This window comes from Nitrospiraceae bacterium (genome assembly GCA_035623075.1).
Taxonomy (GTDB): Bacteria; Nitrospirota; Nitrospiria; order Nitrospirales; family Nitrospiraceae; genus DASPUC01.
Genome location: DASPUC010000016.1, coordinates 22,023 through 35,856 on the forward strand (window position 1 = coordinate 22,023; position 13,834 = coordinate 35,856).

12 protein-coding genes are annotated in these 13,834 nt (G+C 58.0%); 5 read left to right on the forward strand and 7 right to left on the reverse strand.

What is annotated here, in order from left to right:
* The first annotated feature begins 64 nt into the window (after window positions 1-64).
* The 5 genes from cax to VEI50_03360 all read left to right on the forward strand — a co-directional run bounded on the left by cax (window position 65) and on the right by VEI50_03360 (window position 6,086).
* Window positions 65-1,141, forward strand: coding sequence for a calcium/proton exchanger (gene cax, locus VEI50_03340; protein ID HXX74140.1), 1,077 nt, complete (start codon window positions 65-67; stop codon window positions 1,139-1,141).
* A 340-nt stretch (window positions 1,142-1,481) separates the two neighbouring features.
* Window positions 1,482-2,450, forward strand: coding sequence for a hypothetical protein (locus VEI50_03345; protein ID HXX74141.1), 969 nt, complete (start codon window positions 1,482-1,484; stop codon window positions 2,448-2,450).
* 8 nt (window positions 2,451-2,458) lie between these two features.
* Window positions 2,459-3,454 carry a hypothetical protein gene (locus VEI50_03350; GenBank protein HXX74142.1) on the forward strand — a complete coding sequence of 332 codons (996 nt, stop codon included), beginning with the start codon at window positions 2,459-2,461 and terminating at the stop codon, window positions 3,452-3,454.
* A gap of 229 nt (window positions 3,455-3,683) precedes the next feature.
* Window positions 3,684-4,730: an amino acid ABC transporter substrate-binding protein gene (locus VEI50_03355; GenBank protein ID HXX74143.1), complete on the forward strand. Its 1,047-nt coding sequence runs from the start codon at window positions 3,684-3,686 to the stop codon at window positions 4,728-4,730.
* Between the two features lie 15 nt (window positions 4,731-4,745).
* Window positions 4,746-6,086, forward strand: a complete 1,341-nt coding sequence (locus VEI50_03360; protein HXX74144.1) for an SLC13 family permease — start codon at window positions 4,746-4,748, stop codon at window positions 6,084-6,086.
* A gap of 102 nt (window positions 6,087-6,188) precedes the next feature.
* Here the strand turns inward: VEI50_03360 and pgl are convergent, their stop codons facing one another.
* From pgl to VEI50_03395, 7 genes are all read right to left on the reverse strand, one after another.
* Window positions 6,189-6,875 (reverse strand): 6-phosphogluconolactonase, encoded by a 687-nt coding sequence (gene pgl, locus VEI50_03365; GenBank protein ID HXX74145.1) that lies wholly within the window; start codon window positions 6,873-6,875, stop codon window positions 6,189-6,191.
* Between the two features lie 22 nt (window positions 6,876-6,897).
* On the reverse strand, window positions 6,898-8,277 hold the full coding sequence (zwf, locus tag VEI50_03370; GenBank protein ID HXX74146.1) for a glucose-6-phosphate dehydrogenase: 1,380 nt from the start codon (window positions 8,275-8,277) through the stop codon (window positions 6,898-6,900).
* Between the two features lie 10 nt (window positions 8,278-8,287).
* A complete protein-coding gene (gnd, locus tag VEI50_03375) occupies window positions 8,288-9,304 on the reverse strand; it encodes a decarboxylating 6-phosphogluconate dehydrogenase (GenBank protein ID HXX74147.1) in 1,017 nt (338 codons plus the stop codon).
* An 82-nt stretch (window positions 9,305-9,386) separates the two neighbouring features.
* Window positions 9,387-11,021: a glucose-6-phosphate isomerase gene (pgi, locus tag VEI50_03380; protein HXX74148.1), complete on the reverse strand. Its 1,635-nt coding sequence runs from the start codon at window positions 11,019-11,021 to the stop codon at window positions 9,387-9,389.
* Window positions 11,022-11,162: 141 nt separating this feature from the next.
* On the reverse strand, window positions 11,163-11,477 hold the full coding sequence (locus VEI50_03385) for a hypothetical protein (protein HXX74149.1): 315 nt from the start codon (window positions 11,475-11,477) through the stop codon (window positions 11,163-11,165).
* A gap of 87 nt (window positions 11,478-11,564) precedes the next feature.
* Window positions 11,565-13,628, reverse strand: a complete 2,064-nt coding sequence (tkt, locus tag VEI50_03390; GenBank protein HXX74150.1) for a transketolase — start codon at window positions 13,626-13,628, stop codon at window positions 11,565-11,567.
* A gap of 71 nt (window positions 13,629-13,699) precedes the next feature.
* Window positions 13,700-13,834 (reverse strand): hypothetical protein (locus VEI50_03395; protein ID HXX74151.1); only part of this gene is annotated, 135 nt, incomplete at its 5' end.

Below are 13,834 nucleotides of genomic sequence, written 5' to 3' on the forward strand. Positions count from 1 at the left end.
ATGGAAATCGCCAACGGAATCAGGCTTGGATTTTGGCAACAGACGTAGAAATGAGGAGGCGCACATGTTGAACTGGATGCTCCTCTTTGTGCCGGTTGCGGTGGTGCTGGAGTACGCGAATCCCTCCGGATACGTGTGGATCTTTATCGCTTCCGGGCTCGCCATCATCCCTCTCGCCGGCTGGATGGGACGGGCCACCGAAGAGGTCGCGAGCTACATGGGCGAAGGGGTCGGCGGCCTTCTTAATGCGACATTCGGTAATGCGGCCGAACTTATTATCGGGGTGGTCGCCCTGAACAGCGGGCTGTACGATGTCGTCAAGGCGTCGCTCGCCGGTTCGATCATCGGCAACATCCTCTTGGTGCTCGGCGCGGCGATGCTGGCAGGGGGCATCAGGTTCAATGTGCAAACCTACAACGCGTCGGCGGCGCGGTCGCAGGCGACGATGATGACACTGGCTTCCATTGCGCTTATGGGACTGACCGTCTTAGAGGCACTAGCCGGGGTTGCAAATGCGAAGATTGACAGCGATCTCAGCGTCGCCGTCGCCTGTGTGTTGCTGGTCGTTTATGCGCTGAACCTGTGCTTCGAACTGATTACGCACAAGAAGTTGTTTGCGGGAGAGGGGGCCGAGAGGTCGGAGGAACCCCGGTGGAGCCTTAGGCAGGCGATCCTCGTCCTTGCCGGAGCGACAGTGCTGGTGGCCTGGATGAGCGAGATCCTGGTCTCCGCCATCGAGCCGACGACCCACGTGCTCGGATTGAACAGCATCTTCGTCGGCGTATTCGTCGTCGCCATTCTCGGCAACGCCGCTGAGCACGCCACCGCCGTGCAGGCGGCAATGAAGAATCGCATGGATCTCGCGCTGTCGATTGCCATCGGATCGAGCGTTCAGGTTGCGCTGTTCGTCGCACCGGTGCTTGTGCTATCTAGCCTTGTTTTCGGTCCTACCCCTATGGACCTGGTCTTCCGCCCCGGCCTCGCCTTCTCGGTGTTCTTCGCCATCCTGATCACCGCCCAGGTGGCCGGCAATGGCGAATCCGACTGGCTGAAGGGTGCGCAGTTACTCGCTCTTTACATCATCTTGGGGCTGCTCTTCTTCTTCGCGCCAATACCCCCCGTGATGCCACCCGGTCCCTGATGAGCTAGGGCGGCCGCCTGGAGAGTGGCAACCGCTGCGATGGTAAGATGGGCTCTTGAATAAATTGCTCTGACCAGCACAGCAGACACCCATCGAGCCAGCAGGCTTCCGGCTCACAACAGCACAATTGAGTGCCGAGCCAAGACGCCTGCATAGCAAATGGCAACAGATTCAGGCCTAGAGTTGAGCTGCAGGGATGGACGAAGTAAGCGAGCCGATAAAGGTGAACAGCAGGACCTGCAAAACCTGACTCTCTGAATTCACTGCTAAGCAGTCCATGATCATGAGTGTTCTCATCGTTCTGACCATCGTATGCACAGTAATATTAGGAATAGGCTCTGTGTCGAACGCAGCCGAGATATCGAGCAGCCTCGATGACAAGCCAGTTGAGACTCCCACGGCAGAAACCGCATCATCTCTGCAGGAGCAAACACCGGACGATCGCTCTGTAGAATCGACGGAAGAGAAACCGGAAGGGAGACTTCGGCGGCTGGAGTCATTGATTCGCGGCGCCACACCTGAAGAGCGCGCGCGTCTCGAAGAAGAGCGAAGGCAATTGTCGGAGGCCGCCTCACTCTTCGGCACGGACCCTACCGCTATCATCGGGTACTATCAGCTCACGTACGGGCACAGTGAGTTCACCCACGGTCTTCGTCTGGACACGGCGACTGCCGTGATCCGCCTCCCAGTCACACCCAACTTCGGCGTCCAGGTCACCATGCCTTATGTGTGGGCCGATCAGCACCAGCGACAGGGATTCCCGACAAATGGCACCAGCGACATGGTCCTCCGCGTCGGCGGGCGGGTGTATACAAGCGAGTATGTCGCCGTGTTCCTCGGAACCGATGTCTTGTTCCCTACGGCCTCAGAAAAGCAACTGGGCACGGGCTCGTATGTCCTTGGACCGGGCGTCGTGCTGGCTTCCCCGTTGGCCCGGTTACGCTCCATGTTCTATCTCGTGGTCCAGGACTACAACTCCGTCACCGACGATCCCGCCCGCCCCGACGTCCACTTCATGCAAGTCCAAGGGACCTTTAACACCATCTGGTCTGAGCATTGGTGGACCTCTGTCGGGGGGACCTGGAACAGTGATTGGAATGTGCACCGAAAAACCGCGTCGTACGTAGTGGGCCAGGTCGGCTACCGGTTTGGACATTGGAACGTGTTTGCCGGGCCGGGTGTGGGAATTACGGGAGACAATACGCCATTGGGCGTGGACTGGACGGTGCAGGCCGGCGTACGTTGGGTGTTCAAGACGCCGCTGATTCCCGAACGCCTCTTCAAAGGGCTCCCAAAAGGGGGAAGCTAACCCGAACCGTGACATCAATCCTTGCAGCAGTAGCCGTTTGGCTTTTTCTATGGCTCGGTTTCTTTCCACTTGAAATTTTTGCCGAAGATACTGCGCCGTCTGCTGAAACGCAAACTCAAGGCGAACAAGGTACAGAATCTCGGGAGGAGAAGCGAGGGGGCCTGCGTGGCCGGATAGAGTCGCGGTTCTACGGCGCCACACCTGAAGAGCAAACTCGGCTCGAAGAAGAACGCAAGCGCCTGTCGGCGGCAGCAGCAGTATTCGGGACCGACCCGACCGCCATCAACGGATACTATCAACTCGAATACGGGCACAACACGTTCCTCCACAATCTGCGCACTGATACGGCGACTGCAGAGGCCCGACTGCCCATCACACCCAACTTTGTCATGCGGGTGACCATGCCCTATGTGTGGGCCGACCTGAACCAGCCCCGCGGATTCACGACGAATGGCGCAAGTGATCTATTGGTTCGATTTGGCGGGCGAGTGTATGCCAGCCCGGAGTTGGCAGTATTCGTCGGCGGCGATGCCACGTTTCCGACAGGCTCGAACGATCAACTGAGCACAGGAAAATATACCCTTGGCCCGGGAGGCGCGGTGGCGGTCCCCTTACCCAGGGTGCGCTCGTTGTTCTTTTCATTTGTCCAGGACTACAGCTCTGTCGGAGGTGATCCCAGCCGCGCCAACCTCCACTTCATGCGGGTTACGTCAGCGTTCAACACCATCTGGTCTGAGCGATGGTGGTCTACTGCGTCCATGGAATGGGACATGAATTGGAACCAGAACCGAAAGACGACGATGAACCTGGTGGGCGAGATCGGCCACCGGTTAGATCAACATTGGAACATCTTTGCCTCATACGGCGCAGGAGTGATGGGAAGGGATTCATTTTTAGGTTTGGACTGGACAGTACAACTCGGCGTGCGGTGGGTGTTCATGACCCCGTTCTTTCAGGAACGCGTGTTTGAACAGTTCCCAAAACCTGGACCGCCTTCTCAATGATCGATACGTCGGTCGCTGCACCGCATCGTTATCTGAAGAGAAATATCCCTCCCTTCTCACGTCATAAGAAACATTCGGCGGATCGAATCGGTTGACGAAATAGGATTCGGTGTGATGAATGAGCACGCATAGTGGTCGCGACATTCACCAGGTGACTTTTTCCTCGTATGTGCTACACTGCGAGCGTTTATCCGGTACCTATTGCAACGGGAGACTCCTGACCCTATCGATGGGAATGACGACCGAGTCCGCAAAGAGCCTGGTTCCAGCCGCCATCGCACTCTTCATCATTTCGTGGATCGCACCACCCGCCACAGCAGGCGACACGCTCGCGCAGATCAAATCCAGAGGAACGTTACGCTGCGGCGTAAGCGAAGGCATCGTCGGCTTCTCTACGAAGGATGCGTCGGGACGCTGGTCGGGGCTGAACGTAGACTTCTGTCGGGCAGTGGCCGCGGCCGCGCTTGGCAACGCTGAAAAAGTGACATTCATCCCTCTCAAGGCTTCTGAAAGATTTCCAGCTCTGCAATCAGGCGTGATCGACCTTCTCCTTCGTAACACCACCTGGACGCTCGGCCGTGAGGCGGGCCTCAAGGTGGAATTCGCCGGCGTCCTCTTCTACGACAGCGAGGCGTTCATGGTGCCAAAGGCAGGCGGTGCGCGAACAATTGCGGAGCTCAGCGGCGCGACCATCTGCGTTGAAAAAGGCACGACGCACGAGCGCAACCTGCTTGACCACTTTGCGGCAAACGGCCTGACCGTCACGCCGCTCATCATTGACTCAGCAATGGAGGTCGTCGATGCGTTTTTTGCCGGCCGCTGCAAAGCTTATATGTCAGACGCCTCGCAGCTTGCCGCCGCACGCCTGCGCTCTCCAGGCGGACCACAGGCGTTTGTCATCCTACCCGATCGCCTCTCCAAGGAGCCGTTCGCGCCAGCCATGCGGCGCGGTGACGCCGACTGGGTGACGCTCGTGCGCTGGGTGCTGTTCGTCCTTATTGCGGCCGAGGAGAACGGCATCACACAGGACAACGTGCGTGCAATGCGTCAGAGCGCGCGCGACCCGGCCGTGCGGCGAGCCTTGGGCGAGTCGACCGAATTCGGGCGAGCGCTCGGGACCGATCCCGACTGGGGGTTGCGCGCAGTGCAGAGCGTTGGTAACTACGGCGAGATGTTCGAGCGTAACCTCGGAACCCACAGCCCGCTCAATCTCGAGCGCGGACTCAATCGGCTCTGGACGCAAGGCGGCTTGATGTACGCCCCGCCTGTCCGTTAATCGACGGAGACTTGCATGACCGACGTACAGATATATACGACGATGGCGGTATTCGGCGTCGTGATTCTGGCGATCGCGTTTGATCTCATTGATATGGCGGTCGCTGCCCTCCTCGGCGTGAGCGTCCTGTTCGGGTTTAATATCCTCGTCGAGGATGACGTCATCGCGGCCGTGAAGACCGCGGGTGGCCCACTGGCGCTGCTGTTCGGCGGCATGGTGGTTGCCCGCACCCTCGCCGGCACGGGGATCTTCGACCGAATCGGCACGGTCTATCTCCGTGCGACAAAAGGAAGCGGCAAGCGATTTCTGTTGTTACTGATCGCTCTGGTGGCACCATTGTGCGCGTTTCTGCCGAACGCGACGACGGTCATCCTCCTGGCACCGATTATCATCCGCGTCGCTGTAGCGCTCGGCATAGACTTCGTCGGGCCGATGATTTTGACCGCTATCGTCAGTAATTCAGCCGGACTGTTGACGCTGGTCGGCGATCCGGCGACGTTCCTTGTGGGCAACTCGATCGGCATGAGCTTCGGCCAGTACCTCCACAAGGTCAGCCTCGGCGGACTCCTTTCCCTGCTGGTGCTCATTCCCTTGCTGCCCATACTCATGCCGGATCTGTGGCGCCTGCAGAGGCCATTGCCGCCGCACGCGTCTGACAAGCCGTTCCAGCGGCCATGGTTTGCGGTGTTGTCGCTCGCTGTACTGGCGGTCATGGTCGGGTTGTTTTTGATTGGAGAAGATCTGCCTATACCCATCGGTCCTCCGGCTGTCGCCATTATCGGTGCTTCGCTCGCGTTGCTCGTCATTTACAGTGTCAAAGTTGAGCCAGTGGACAACGTGCTTCGCGACATCGACTGGAAGACACTGGTGTTCCTCGGTTGTATCTTCTTCTTGGTCCAAGCCATCACGAAAACCGGACTGCTGCAGAGTTTTTCGCTCAAGATGTACGAATGGTTCGGGACGGAGTTCGCGCTCGCCGCGTTGGCGCTGATCGCAGGGATCGGGCTGCTCTCCAGCCTGCTCGCGAATATCCCGGTCGTCGCTGCGTCGATTCTGATGGTGAAAGGCTACTTGGTGGCGGTTGAAGCGGTGTCTGAGGCGGCGCTTGGAGCTCACTTCACCGACTGGCCTGACGCAGTGATACCTGTGTTTATCTCCATGATGTTCGGTGCGACCCTCGGTGGCAACGCGACGATGATTGGCGCCTCTGCCAATATCGTCAGCATCGGTATCTGCGCACAAAACGGGAAACCCGTGACGTTCGCCAGGTGGCTACGCTACGGCCTGCCGTTCACTGCCTGTCAACTGGCGGTGTCTGCGTTGTACGTGCTTGCACTCTTCCACTTCAGCCGTTGAGCACGGCTGCTTCGCAGAAATTCGAATCTCGACTATCGAAACTCAAGATTTCATGTCTTCGTTTCGTAAGTCGTGCTGTGTGCTTCGAATGTTCTCCGTCGGTCACAACCCTGCAGCTGCGCGATCGGCGAGCACGAACGCCTGGTCACGGCGAACCAGGCCGGCGGGAATCGATCGGTCTCCGTCACGCAAACGAGCAAGGGCTGCGCTCTTTTCACTCCCGGTCACCACCCATAGAAGGCGCCCTGCACGATTGAGAATTGGATAGGTCAACGTCATCCGGCGCCTTCCCTGATATATCCCGGTCAGTGCCACATCCGCTTGCATCACGTTGAGCACCGGGTCTCCCGGAATCAACGACGCAGTATGGCCGTCTGACCCAAGGCCGAGATGAATCAAGTCAAGCACCGGGGGGAGGCCGGCAATTTTTTGGAGCGTCGAAATATATTGGGCGGCCGCAGCTTCCAGATCAGAAGCTTCGACGGGCATGGCATGAATTCGATCCGCCGACAACGGCGCGTGTCCGAGCAAACTCTCATGCAGATGCGTGAGGTTGCGATCCTGGTGCCCGGATGGAGCCACCCGTTCGTCCACTTGCACCACCTGCAGCCTGTCCCACGGCATGTCCTGATCCAAGAGGGCTCGCAACATCATCCATGGCGTCCTGCCGCCGCTCACGGCCATGATAAACCGCCCGCGTTCGGCCACCGCCGATCGAGCCTCCTCGGCGATAATTGCGGCCGCTTTTAAAGCGACTGACTCAGCATCGGCCAACACTTCCGTTTTCATGAGGAGGTCGTTTCGATCTGCGTTACGCCGACATGATTGGATTATGCCAACCGTCCGGAGGAATTACTCTTCGCTCCACTTCCGCCGGCCCCCATGTGTTCGGCTCATAGTCGTAGATCCTCGAACCTTTCTTCAGCACAGGATCGACGATTCGCCACGCCTCCTCCACGTAATCCTGACGGGCAAACAACGTGGCGTCACCGGCCATGGCATCTGTCAACACCCGTTCGTACGCATCCACCTCATCCGGCTGGGGGTTGCGGTTCACCATCGCCTCGAAAGGTTGGCCGACTGACTCATCGGCAGTTTTCGGAGCCATCATGCCGAAGGCAAGTGTCGTGTCAGGGCTGACCCGGAATCGCAAATAATTCGGCGCCAAACTCGCGGCCGGATAGGCAGTGGGCGGCCGGCGCAGTCTCAACAGGATTTCCGTACAGGTAACAGGCATGCACTTGCCGGCACGGACGAAAAACGGGACCCCTTGCCAGCGCCACGAATCAATCTCCAGCCGCAGGGCCGCGAACGTTTCAACCTGCGAGTCCGGCGACACGCCTTTTTCCGACCGGTAACCGCGGAACTGACCACGCACAAGATTGCTCTCGGCGAGCGGTAGCATGGCCTTCAAGACTTTCACCTTTTCATCCCTAATGGATTCACTGTCCATTCTGATCGGGGGCTCCATTGCAAGGTTTGCCAGAACCTGGAACAGGTGATTCTGGATGACGTCGCGAATGGCGCCGGTCTTGTCGTAGAAGGCTCCCCGGCCCTGAACTCCGAAGTTCTCCGCCATGGTAATCTGCACGCTCTGCACATGAATGCGGTTCCAAAACGTCTCAGGAAGCGCGTTCGCAAAGCGGAAATACAGCATGTTTTTGATGGGCCGCTTCCCCAGATAATGATCGATGCGGAAGATCGCGGTTTCCAAAAAGGTAACGTGGAGTATGCGGTTGAGCTCCTGTGCTGACTTCAGATCGGTCCCAAATGGTTTTTCGAGCACGACGCGAGCACCCTGGTTGCAGCCGGACTTCGCCAGTTGCTCCACGACCGTCGCAAACAGCACCGGAGGAATCGCCAGGTAGTGCAGCGGTCGCTTCGCAGAACCGAGTTCCTTTCGGATCGCCCGAAACGTCGCAGGATCCTGATAGTCGCCGTCCACATACCGGAGCGCGGCTGACAACTTGTCGAATGCAGACTGGTCAAGACCGCCGGGATGGTTCTCGAGGCTATCCCGCATCCGTGCCCTCATCTGCTCGAGATTCCACCCATTCTTGGCGACGCCGATGAGCGGTACGTCGAGGTGACTGCGTTTCATCATCGCCTGCAGCGACGGAAAGATTTTCTTGTAGGCGAGATCGCCCGTCGCCCCGAAAAAGACGAGCGCGTCGGAGTGGAGCGCGTTCACTGACTTCTCCTCACTTGGGGGGTTTTTCGTGGTGACCGCCGAATTGAAATCTCATGGCGGACAAGAGCTTGTCCTGATAGTCCGCTTCTCCCCGCGAGCTGAATCGCTGATACAGTGCGGTCGACAGTACCGGCACCGGCACGGCCTCATCGATGGCGGCCTTGATCGTCCATCGCCCTTCGCCCGAGTCCGACACCCGGCCAGAGAATTTCGAGAGGGCAGGATCCTCAATCAACGAGGCGGCCGTCAGATCCAAGAGCCATGAGGCGATCACACTGCCGCGCCGCCAGACTTCGGCGATGTCCGGAAGGTTGAAATCGTATTGGTAGTGTTCGGGATTGCGCAACGGCGTCGTTTCTGCGTCGACGTCGTGTTTTTGCTTACCGACATTGGCATCCCGGAGTATGCCCATCCCCTCAGCATAGGCGGCCATAAGGCCATACTCGATCCCGTTGTGCACCATCTTCACGAAGTGGCCTGCGCCGCTGGGACCGCAATGCAAGTAGCCCTTCTCCGCAGTACCGCCGATCTTCTCCCGTCCCGGAGTGCGCGGGATAGCGCCAGGACCGGGAGCCAGCGTCGCAAAGATGGGGTCAAGGTGTTTGACGACATCTTGCTCGCCGCCGATCATCATGCAGTAACCCCGTTCGAGTCCCCAGACGCCGCCGCTGGTCCCGACATCGACATAGTGAACGCTCTTGGGGGCCAGATGCTTCGCGCGGTGAATATCATCGATGTAGTACGAATTGCCTCCGTCGATGAGGATGTCTCCCCCTTCGAGGTGTGGCAACAAATCGGCGATGGTCCTATCCGTCACGGCCGCGGGAACCATCAACCAGACCGCCCGCGGCTTCGAGAGTTTTTTGACAAAATCCGCGAGCGACGAGGAGCCCACGGCTTTTTCCTGGACCAGTTCCGTTACCGCCTTCGGCGACATATCGAAGACCACGCACTGATGACCGCCCTTCAGCAGCCGCCTCACCATGTTCGCTCCCATCCGGCCAAGCCCGATCATTCCGAGTTGCATCTGAAACCCCTTTCTTCAACATGAATTGTCAGCATGCTTCTTGTCAGTTTCGTCTGGTCTATGACGCAGTACGCCTCACGCATCATGTCTTGTCACGGTACCGGCGGATTAAGTTGTTCGTCGAACTGTCATGGTTGAGTGACGGTTCTGCCTGGGTCTCGAGTTCTGGGATAATACGCTGGGCCAGCACTTTTCCCAGTTCGACGCCCCATTGATCGAAGGGATCAATGTTCCAGATCGCGCCCTGAGTAAACACAGAATGCTCGTAGAGCGCGAGCAGTTTGCCGAGCGTATCGGGTGTAAGCCGCTCGGCAACAATCGTATTGGACGGCCGGTTCCCCTCAAAGACGCGGTGAGGGACAAGCCAATCCGGTGTGCCCTCTTTTTTGACCTGCTCGGCCGTCTTGCCGAAGGCAAGCGCCTCGGTTTGGGCGAAAACATTTGCCATGAGCAGGTCATGGTGCCGCCCTAAGGGATTGAGCGAGTATTCAAATGCAATAAAATCCGATGGGATAAGACGTGTTCCCTGATGAATCAGTTGATAAAAAGAGTGTTGGCCGTTCGTGCCCGGCTCCCCCCAGTAAATGGCGCTGGTGTCGTAGGACACTTCCATTCCATCGAGCGTTACATGTTTCCCGTTGCTCTCCATCGTCAGTTGCTGGAGGTACGCCGGAAATCTCTTCAAGTATTGGTCATACGGGAGGACTGCGATCGTCTGTGCTCCGAAGAAGTTGTTATACCAGAGGGCGAGTAGACCCATGAGCACCGGCAGATTCTGCGAGAATGGCGCGGTGCGAAAGTGCTCATCCATCTGGTGCAGGCCACCCAACATGGCTCGGAAACTCTCGGGACCGACGGCCAACATCGTCGACAGGCCGATGGCCGAACACATGGAATAGCGCCCACCAACCCAATCCCAGAATTCGAACATGTTGGCGGTGTCGATCCCGAACTTTGCGACTTCCGCCGCATTCGTGGAGACCGCGACAAAATGCTTTGCCACAGACTTGGAATCCCCGCCGAGACCTGCGAGCGACCAGGTACGCGCAGTCTGCGCGTTCGTCATCGTCTCCAGTGTCGTGAAGGTCTTCGACGACACGATGAACAGGGTCTCCGCCGGATCGAGGTCTTGGACTGCTTCGGCAAAATCGGTCCCATCGACGTTGGAGACGAAGCGGAACGTCAACGTACGCTCGCTGTAATGTTTGAGCGCCTCATAGGCCATCACCGGTCCGAGATCGGACCCACCGATGCCGATGTTCACGACGTTCCTGATTCGTGTGCCCGTGTGACCTTTCCACGCGCCACTCCGGACACGGTTGGAAAAGTCAGCCATCCTGTCGAGCACCGTATGGACTTTGGGTACGACGTTCTCACCATCGACGAGGATCGATGCACCTCTCGGAGCGCGGAGCGCGGTGTGAAGGACGGCCCGATTCTCCGTGACGTTGATCTTTTCGCCGCGGAACATTGCATCGATCTTCGTTCGCAATCCCGATTCCTCCGCCAGTTGGACGAGAAGCCGGAGTGTTTCGTTGGTGACCCGATTTTTCGAATAGTCCAGAAAAATCCCCACGGCCTCGGCTGTCATACGAGTCCCGCGCTGAGGGTCGTCGCCAAAAAGGGTTCGGAGATGCGTCTCCCTGATCTTTTTCTGGTGGGCTTCGAGGGCCTTCCATGCAGGACGTGTGGTCAGAGATGCAACGGTTGAAGTCATATCGATAGTACTCCTCGTGCATTCATGTTTGTCCGAAGCCACCCCTCTAGTCAACACCCGGAATGGGAGGGCAGTTTTTACCGAACTAGGTATTGCCTATCGTCCCAAAGTCGGATGGGCAGGCCGCAACAACGACAAGACCTAGGCTGTCTGTTTTCGCCGGATCAGCACGAGCGCGATGACCCATACGATAATGATTGCCCCAACGCGTTCCGCGATCGGTTCGGGTTGAGTTCCCGGAGAGAGAAGATACCCTATAAGAATGAGGAAGGTACAGGCTGCCGCAAGAACTACGACGTAAAAGTGAGCGGGATGTTTGTAGAGGAAGAAGAACGCGCCGCCATATAACAGCCAGACCGGCACGCCCAATGGCGTGATGACGTCAAGAGCGAAGACCGTTACCAGATAGAGTCCACTTAGAGCTATCCCGATCGCAGGTGTTTGAGGCAGAAGCATCACGAAGATCCTTCACCTCTCGCTATGTTTCTCATCCGATCTGAGACCACCGTGGCAGCCTCGGCGATGGATAGCTCCCCTTATTGACTATTTCGCACGCTTCGCCTGCTGCATGGCGGCTTCCACAACACGCTCCTTTGTGAATCCGAATTCTTTTTGCAGGACTTTCAATGGAGCTGACGCTCCGAATGTCGTCATTCCGATGATGGTACCGGTGGTGCCGACATAGTGGGCCCATCCGAATGTCGAGGCCTGTTCAACCGCCACACGAGCCGTGACGGCCTGCGGCAGCACCCGATCGCGATAGGCTTGGTCCTGTCGTTCGAAGAGTTCCCACGAAGGCATGCTCACAACCCGGGCCTTGATTCCACTGGACTTTAGTTGCTCGTACGCCGCGACGCAGAGTGCAACCTCGCTACCGGTTCCGATGAGGATGACGTCCGGCATTCCGTCCTGGCTATCAGCCAAGATGTAAGCTCCCTGAGCCAGGCCGGAAGGGGACGCATACTTCGTGCGATCCAAGGTCGGCACGTCCTGCCTGGTTAGGATCAGCGAGGCCGGCTCATGATGCATATTCATGATCACGCGCCAGGCCTCCACCACCTCGTTGGCATCGGCAGGCCGCAGCACGATCATTCCTGGCATCGCGCGCAGAGCAGCGAGGTGCTCAACCGGCTGATGGGTTGGCCCGTCTTCCCCCACGGCGATCGAATCGTGCGTGAAGATATGGATGACGGGTAGCTCCATGATTGCGCTGAGCCGGATCGCGCCTCTGGCATAGTTGCTGAAAATCAGGAATCCCGAGCCGTAGGGGCGGACTTTTATCAGGGCCATCCCGTTCAGGATCGCGGCCATCGCATGTTCGCGGACCCCAAAGTGAAGATTGCGGCCGCTGGGATTCTCGGCGGAATAGTCGCCCGCTTCCTCAAAGGTCAACCGTGTTTTCGTTGACGGGCCGAGATCTGCCGACCCGCCCATTAACCAAGGCACGCGCTTTGCCACTTCGTTCAACACCTTTCCAGAAGAAACACGTGTCGCCATGCCTTTGGCGTCTGCAGGAAAGACCGGCAGCTCCTTGTCCCATCCTTCGGGCAATTGCCGGTGTTGAATCCGATACAACTGGTCGGCCAGTTCCGGATACTTCGCTTTGTACTCTTTGATGCGGGTAAACCAGCCGTCACGGAGCATCTTTCCCCGAGCACCAATTCCCTGCCTGAAGTGATCATAGACACCGTCGGGAATATAGAATTTGGCGTCCTCCGGCCAGCCGTAATTTCTTTTCGTCAGCCGGATCTCCTCTTCCCCAAGCGGTTCGCCATGGGCAGCCGAGGTGTCCTGCTTGTTGGGTGCCCCGTACGCGATGTGGCTGTCCACGATGATCAGCGTGGGACGATCCGTTGTCTTCTGGAAAGTTCGAAACGCCCGCTCCAGCATCTCGAGGTCGTTCGCGTCACCGACGCGGGTGACGTTCCACCCGTAGGCGATGAACCTGGTCGCCACGTCTTCCGAGAAGGCCAAGGCGGTGTTGCCCTCGATCGTGATGTGATTGTTGTCATAGATCCAGCAGAGGTTCGAGAGACCCAGATGCCCGGCGAGGGAGGCTGCTTCGTGCGAGATCCCTTCCATCATGCAGCCATCCCCACAGATAGCATACACGTTGAAATTGATCAGGTCGTCGAAGCCGGGCCGATTGAAATGGTCTGCCATCCAGCGACCGGCCAAGGCCATGCCCACGCTGTTCGCAATCCCCTGGCCGAGCGGCCCGGTGGTAGTTTCGATGCCGGAGGTCCAGCGGTATTCCGGATGACCGGGACAACGGCTCCCCAATTGACGAAAATGTTTGATGGCCTCTAACGGAACCGCCAGCTCACCGAGCGTTTCATACTCTTTGCTGACAGCTTTGATGCCCGTCAGATGGGAGAGAGAGTACAACAGCATGGAGGCATGTCCGATGGAAAGCACAAAACGATCTCGATTGGGCCAGATCGGATCTTGCGGATCGAAACGGAGAAATCGCTGCCAGAGGCAGTAGGCCACGGGAGCCATCGCCATGGGTGTTCCCGGATGGCCGGAGTTGGCCTGCTGGATCGCGTCCATCGATAAGGTACGGATGGTGTTGATGCAGAGCTGATCGCTGGTCGGTTCTCTCATGGCAGCCTCGTTTTTATGCAGAAGGATGGAGTGAAAATTCCGAACTCAGGAGACGTTGCCCAATTGATGCCTTAGGCTCCCGCGAGGGAATCGTGCACGATCTGTTGGGCTTCCGCCACGATCGCCTTCAAGTGACGTTCGTCTTTAAAACTCTCCGCATAGATCTTGTAGATGTTTTCGGTGCCGGAGGGACGGGCCGCAAACCA

Coding starts and splice junctions, on each gene's coding strand:
- cax (HXX74140.1), top strand. CDS start 65: ATGTTGAACTGGATGCTCCTCTTTGTGCCGGTTGCGGTGGTGCTGGAG.
- VEI50_03355 (HXX74143.1), top strand. CDS start 3,684: ATGGGAATGACGACCGAGTCCGCAAAGAGCCTGGTTCCAGCCGCCATC.
- VEI50_03360 (HXX74144.1), top strand. CDS start 4,746: ATGACCGACGTACAGATATATACGACGATGGCGGTATTCGGCGTCGTG.
- pgl (HXX74145.1), bottom strand. CDS start 6,875: ATGAAAACGGAAGTGTTGGCCGATGCTGAGTCAGTCGCTTTAAAAGCG.
- gnd (HXX74147.1), bottom strand. CDS start 9,304: ATGCAACTCGGAATGATCGGGCTTGGCCGGATGGGAGCGAACATGGTG.
- pgi (HXX74148.1), bottom strand. CDS start 11,021: ATGACTTCAACCGTTGCATCTCTGACCACACGTCCTGCATGGAAGGCC.
- VEI50_03385 (HXX74149.1), bottom strand. CDS start 11,477: ATGCTTCTGCCTCAAACACCTGCGATCGGGATAGCTCTAAGTGGACTC.
- tkt (HXX74150.1), bottom strand. CDS start 13,628: ATGAGAGAACCGACCAGCGATCAGCTCTGCATCAACACCATCCGTACC.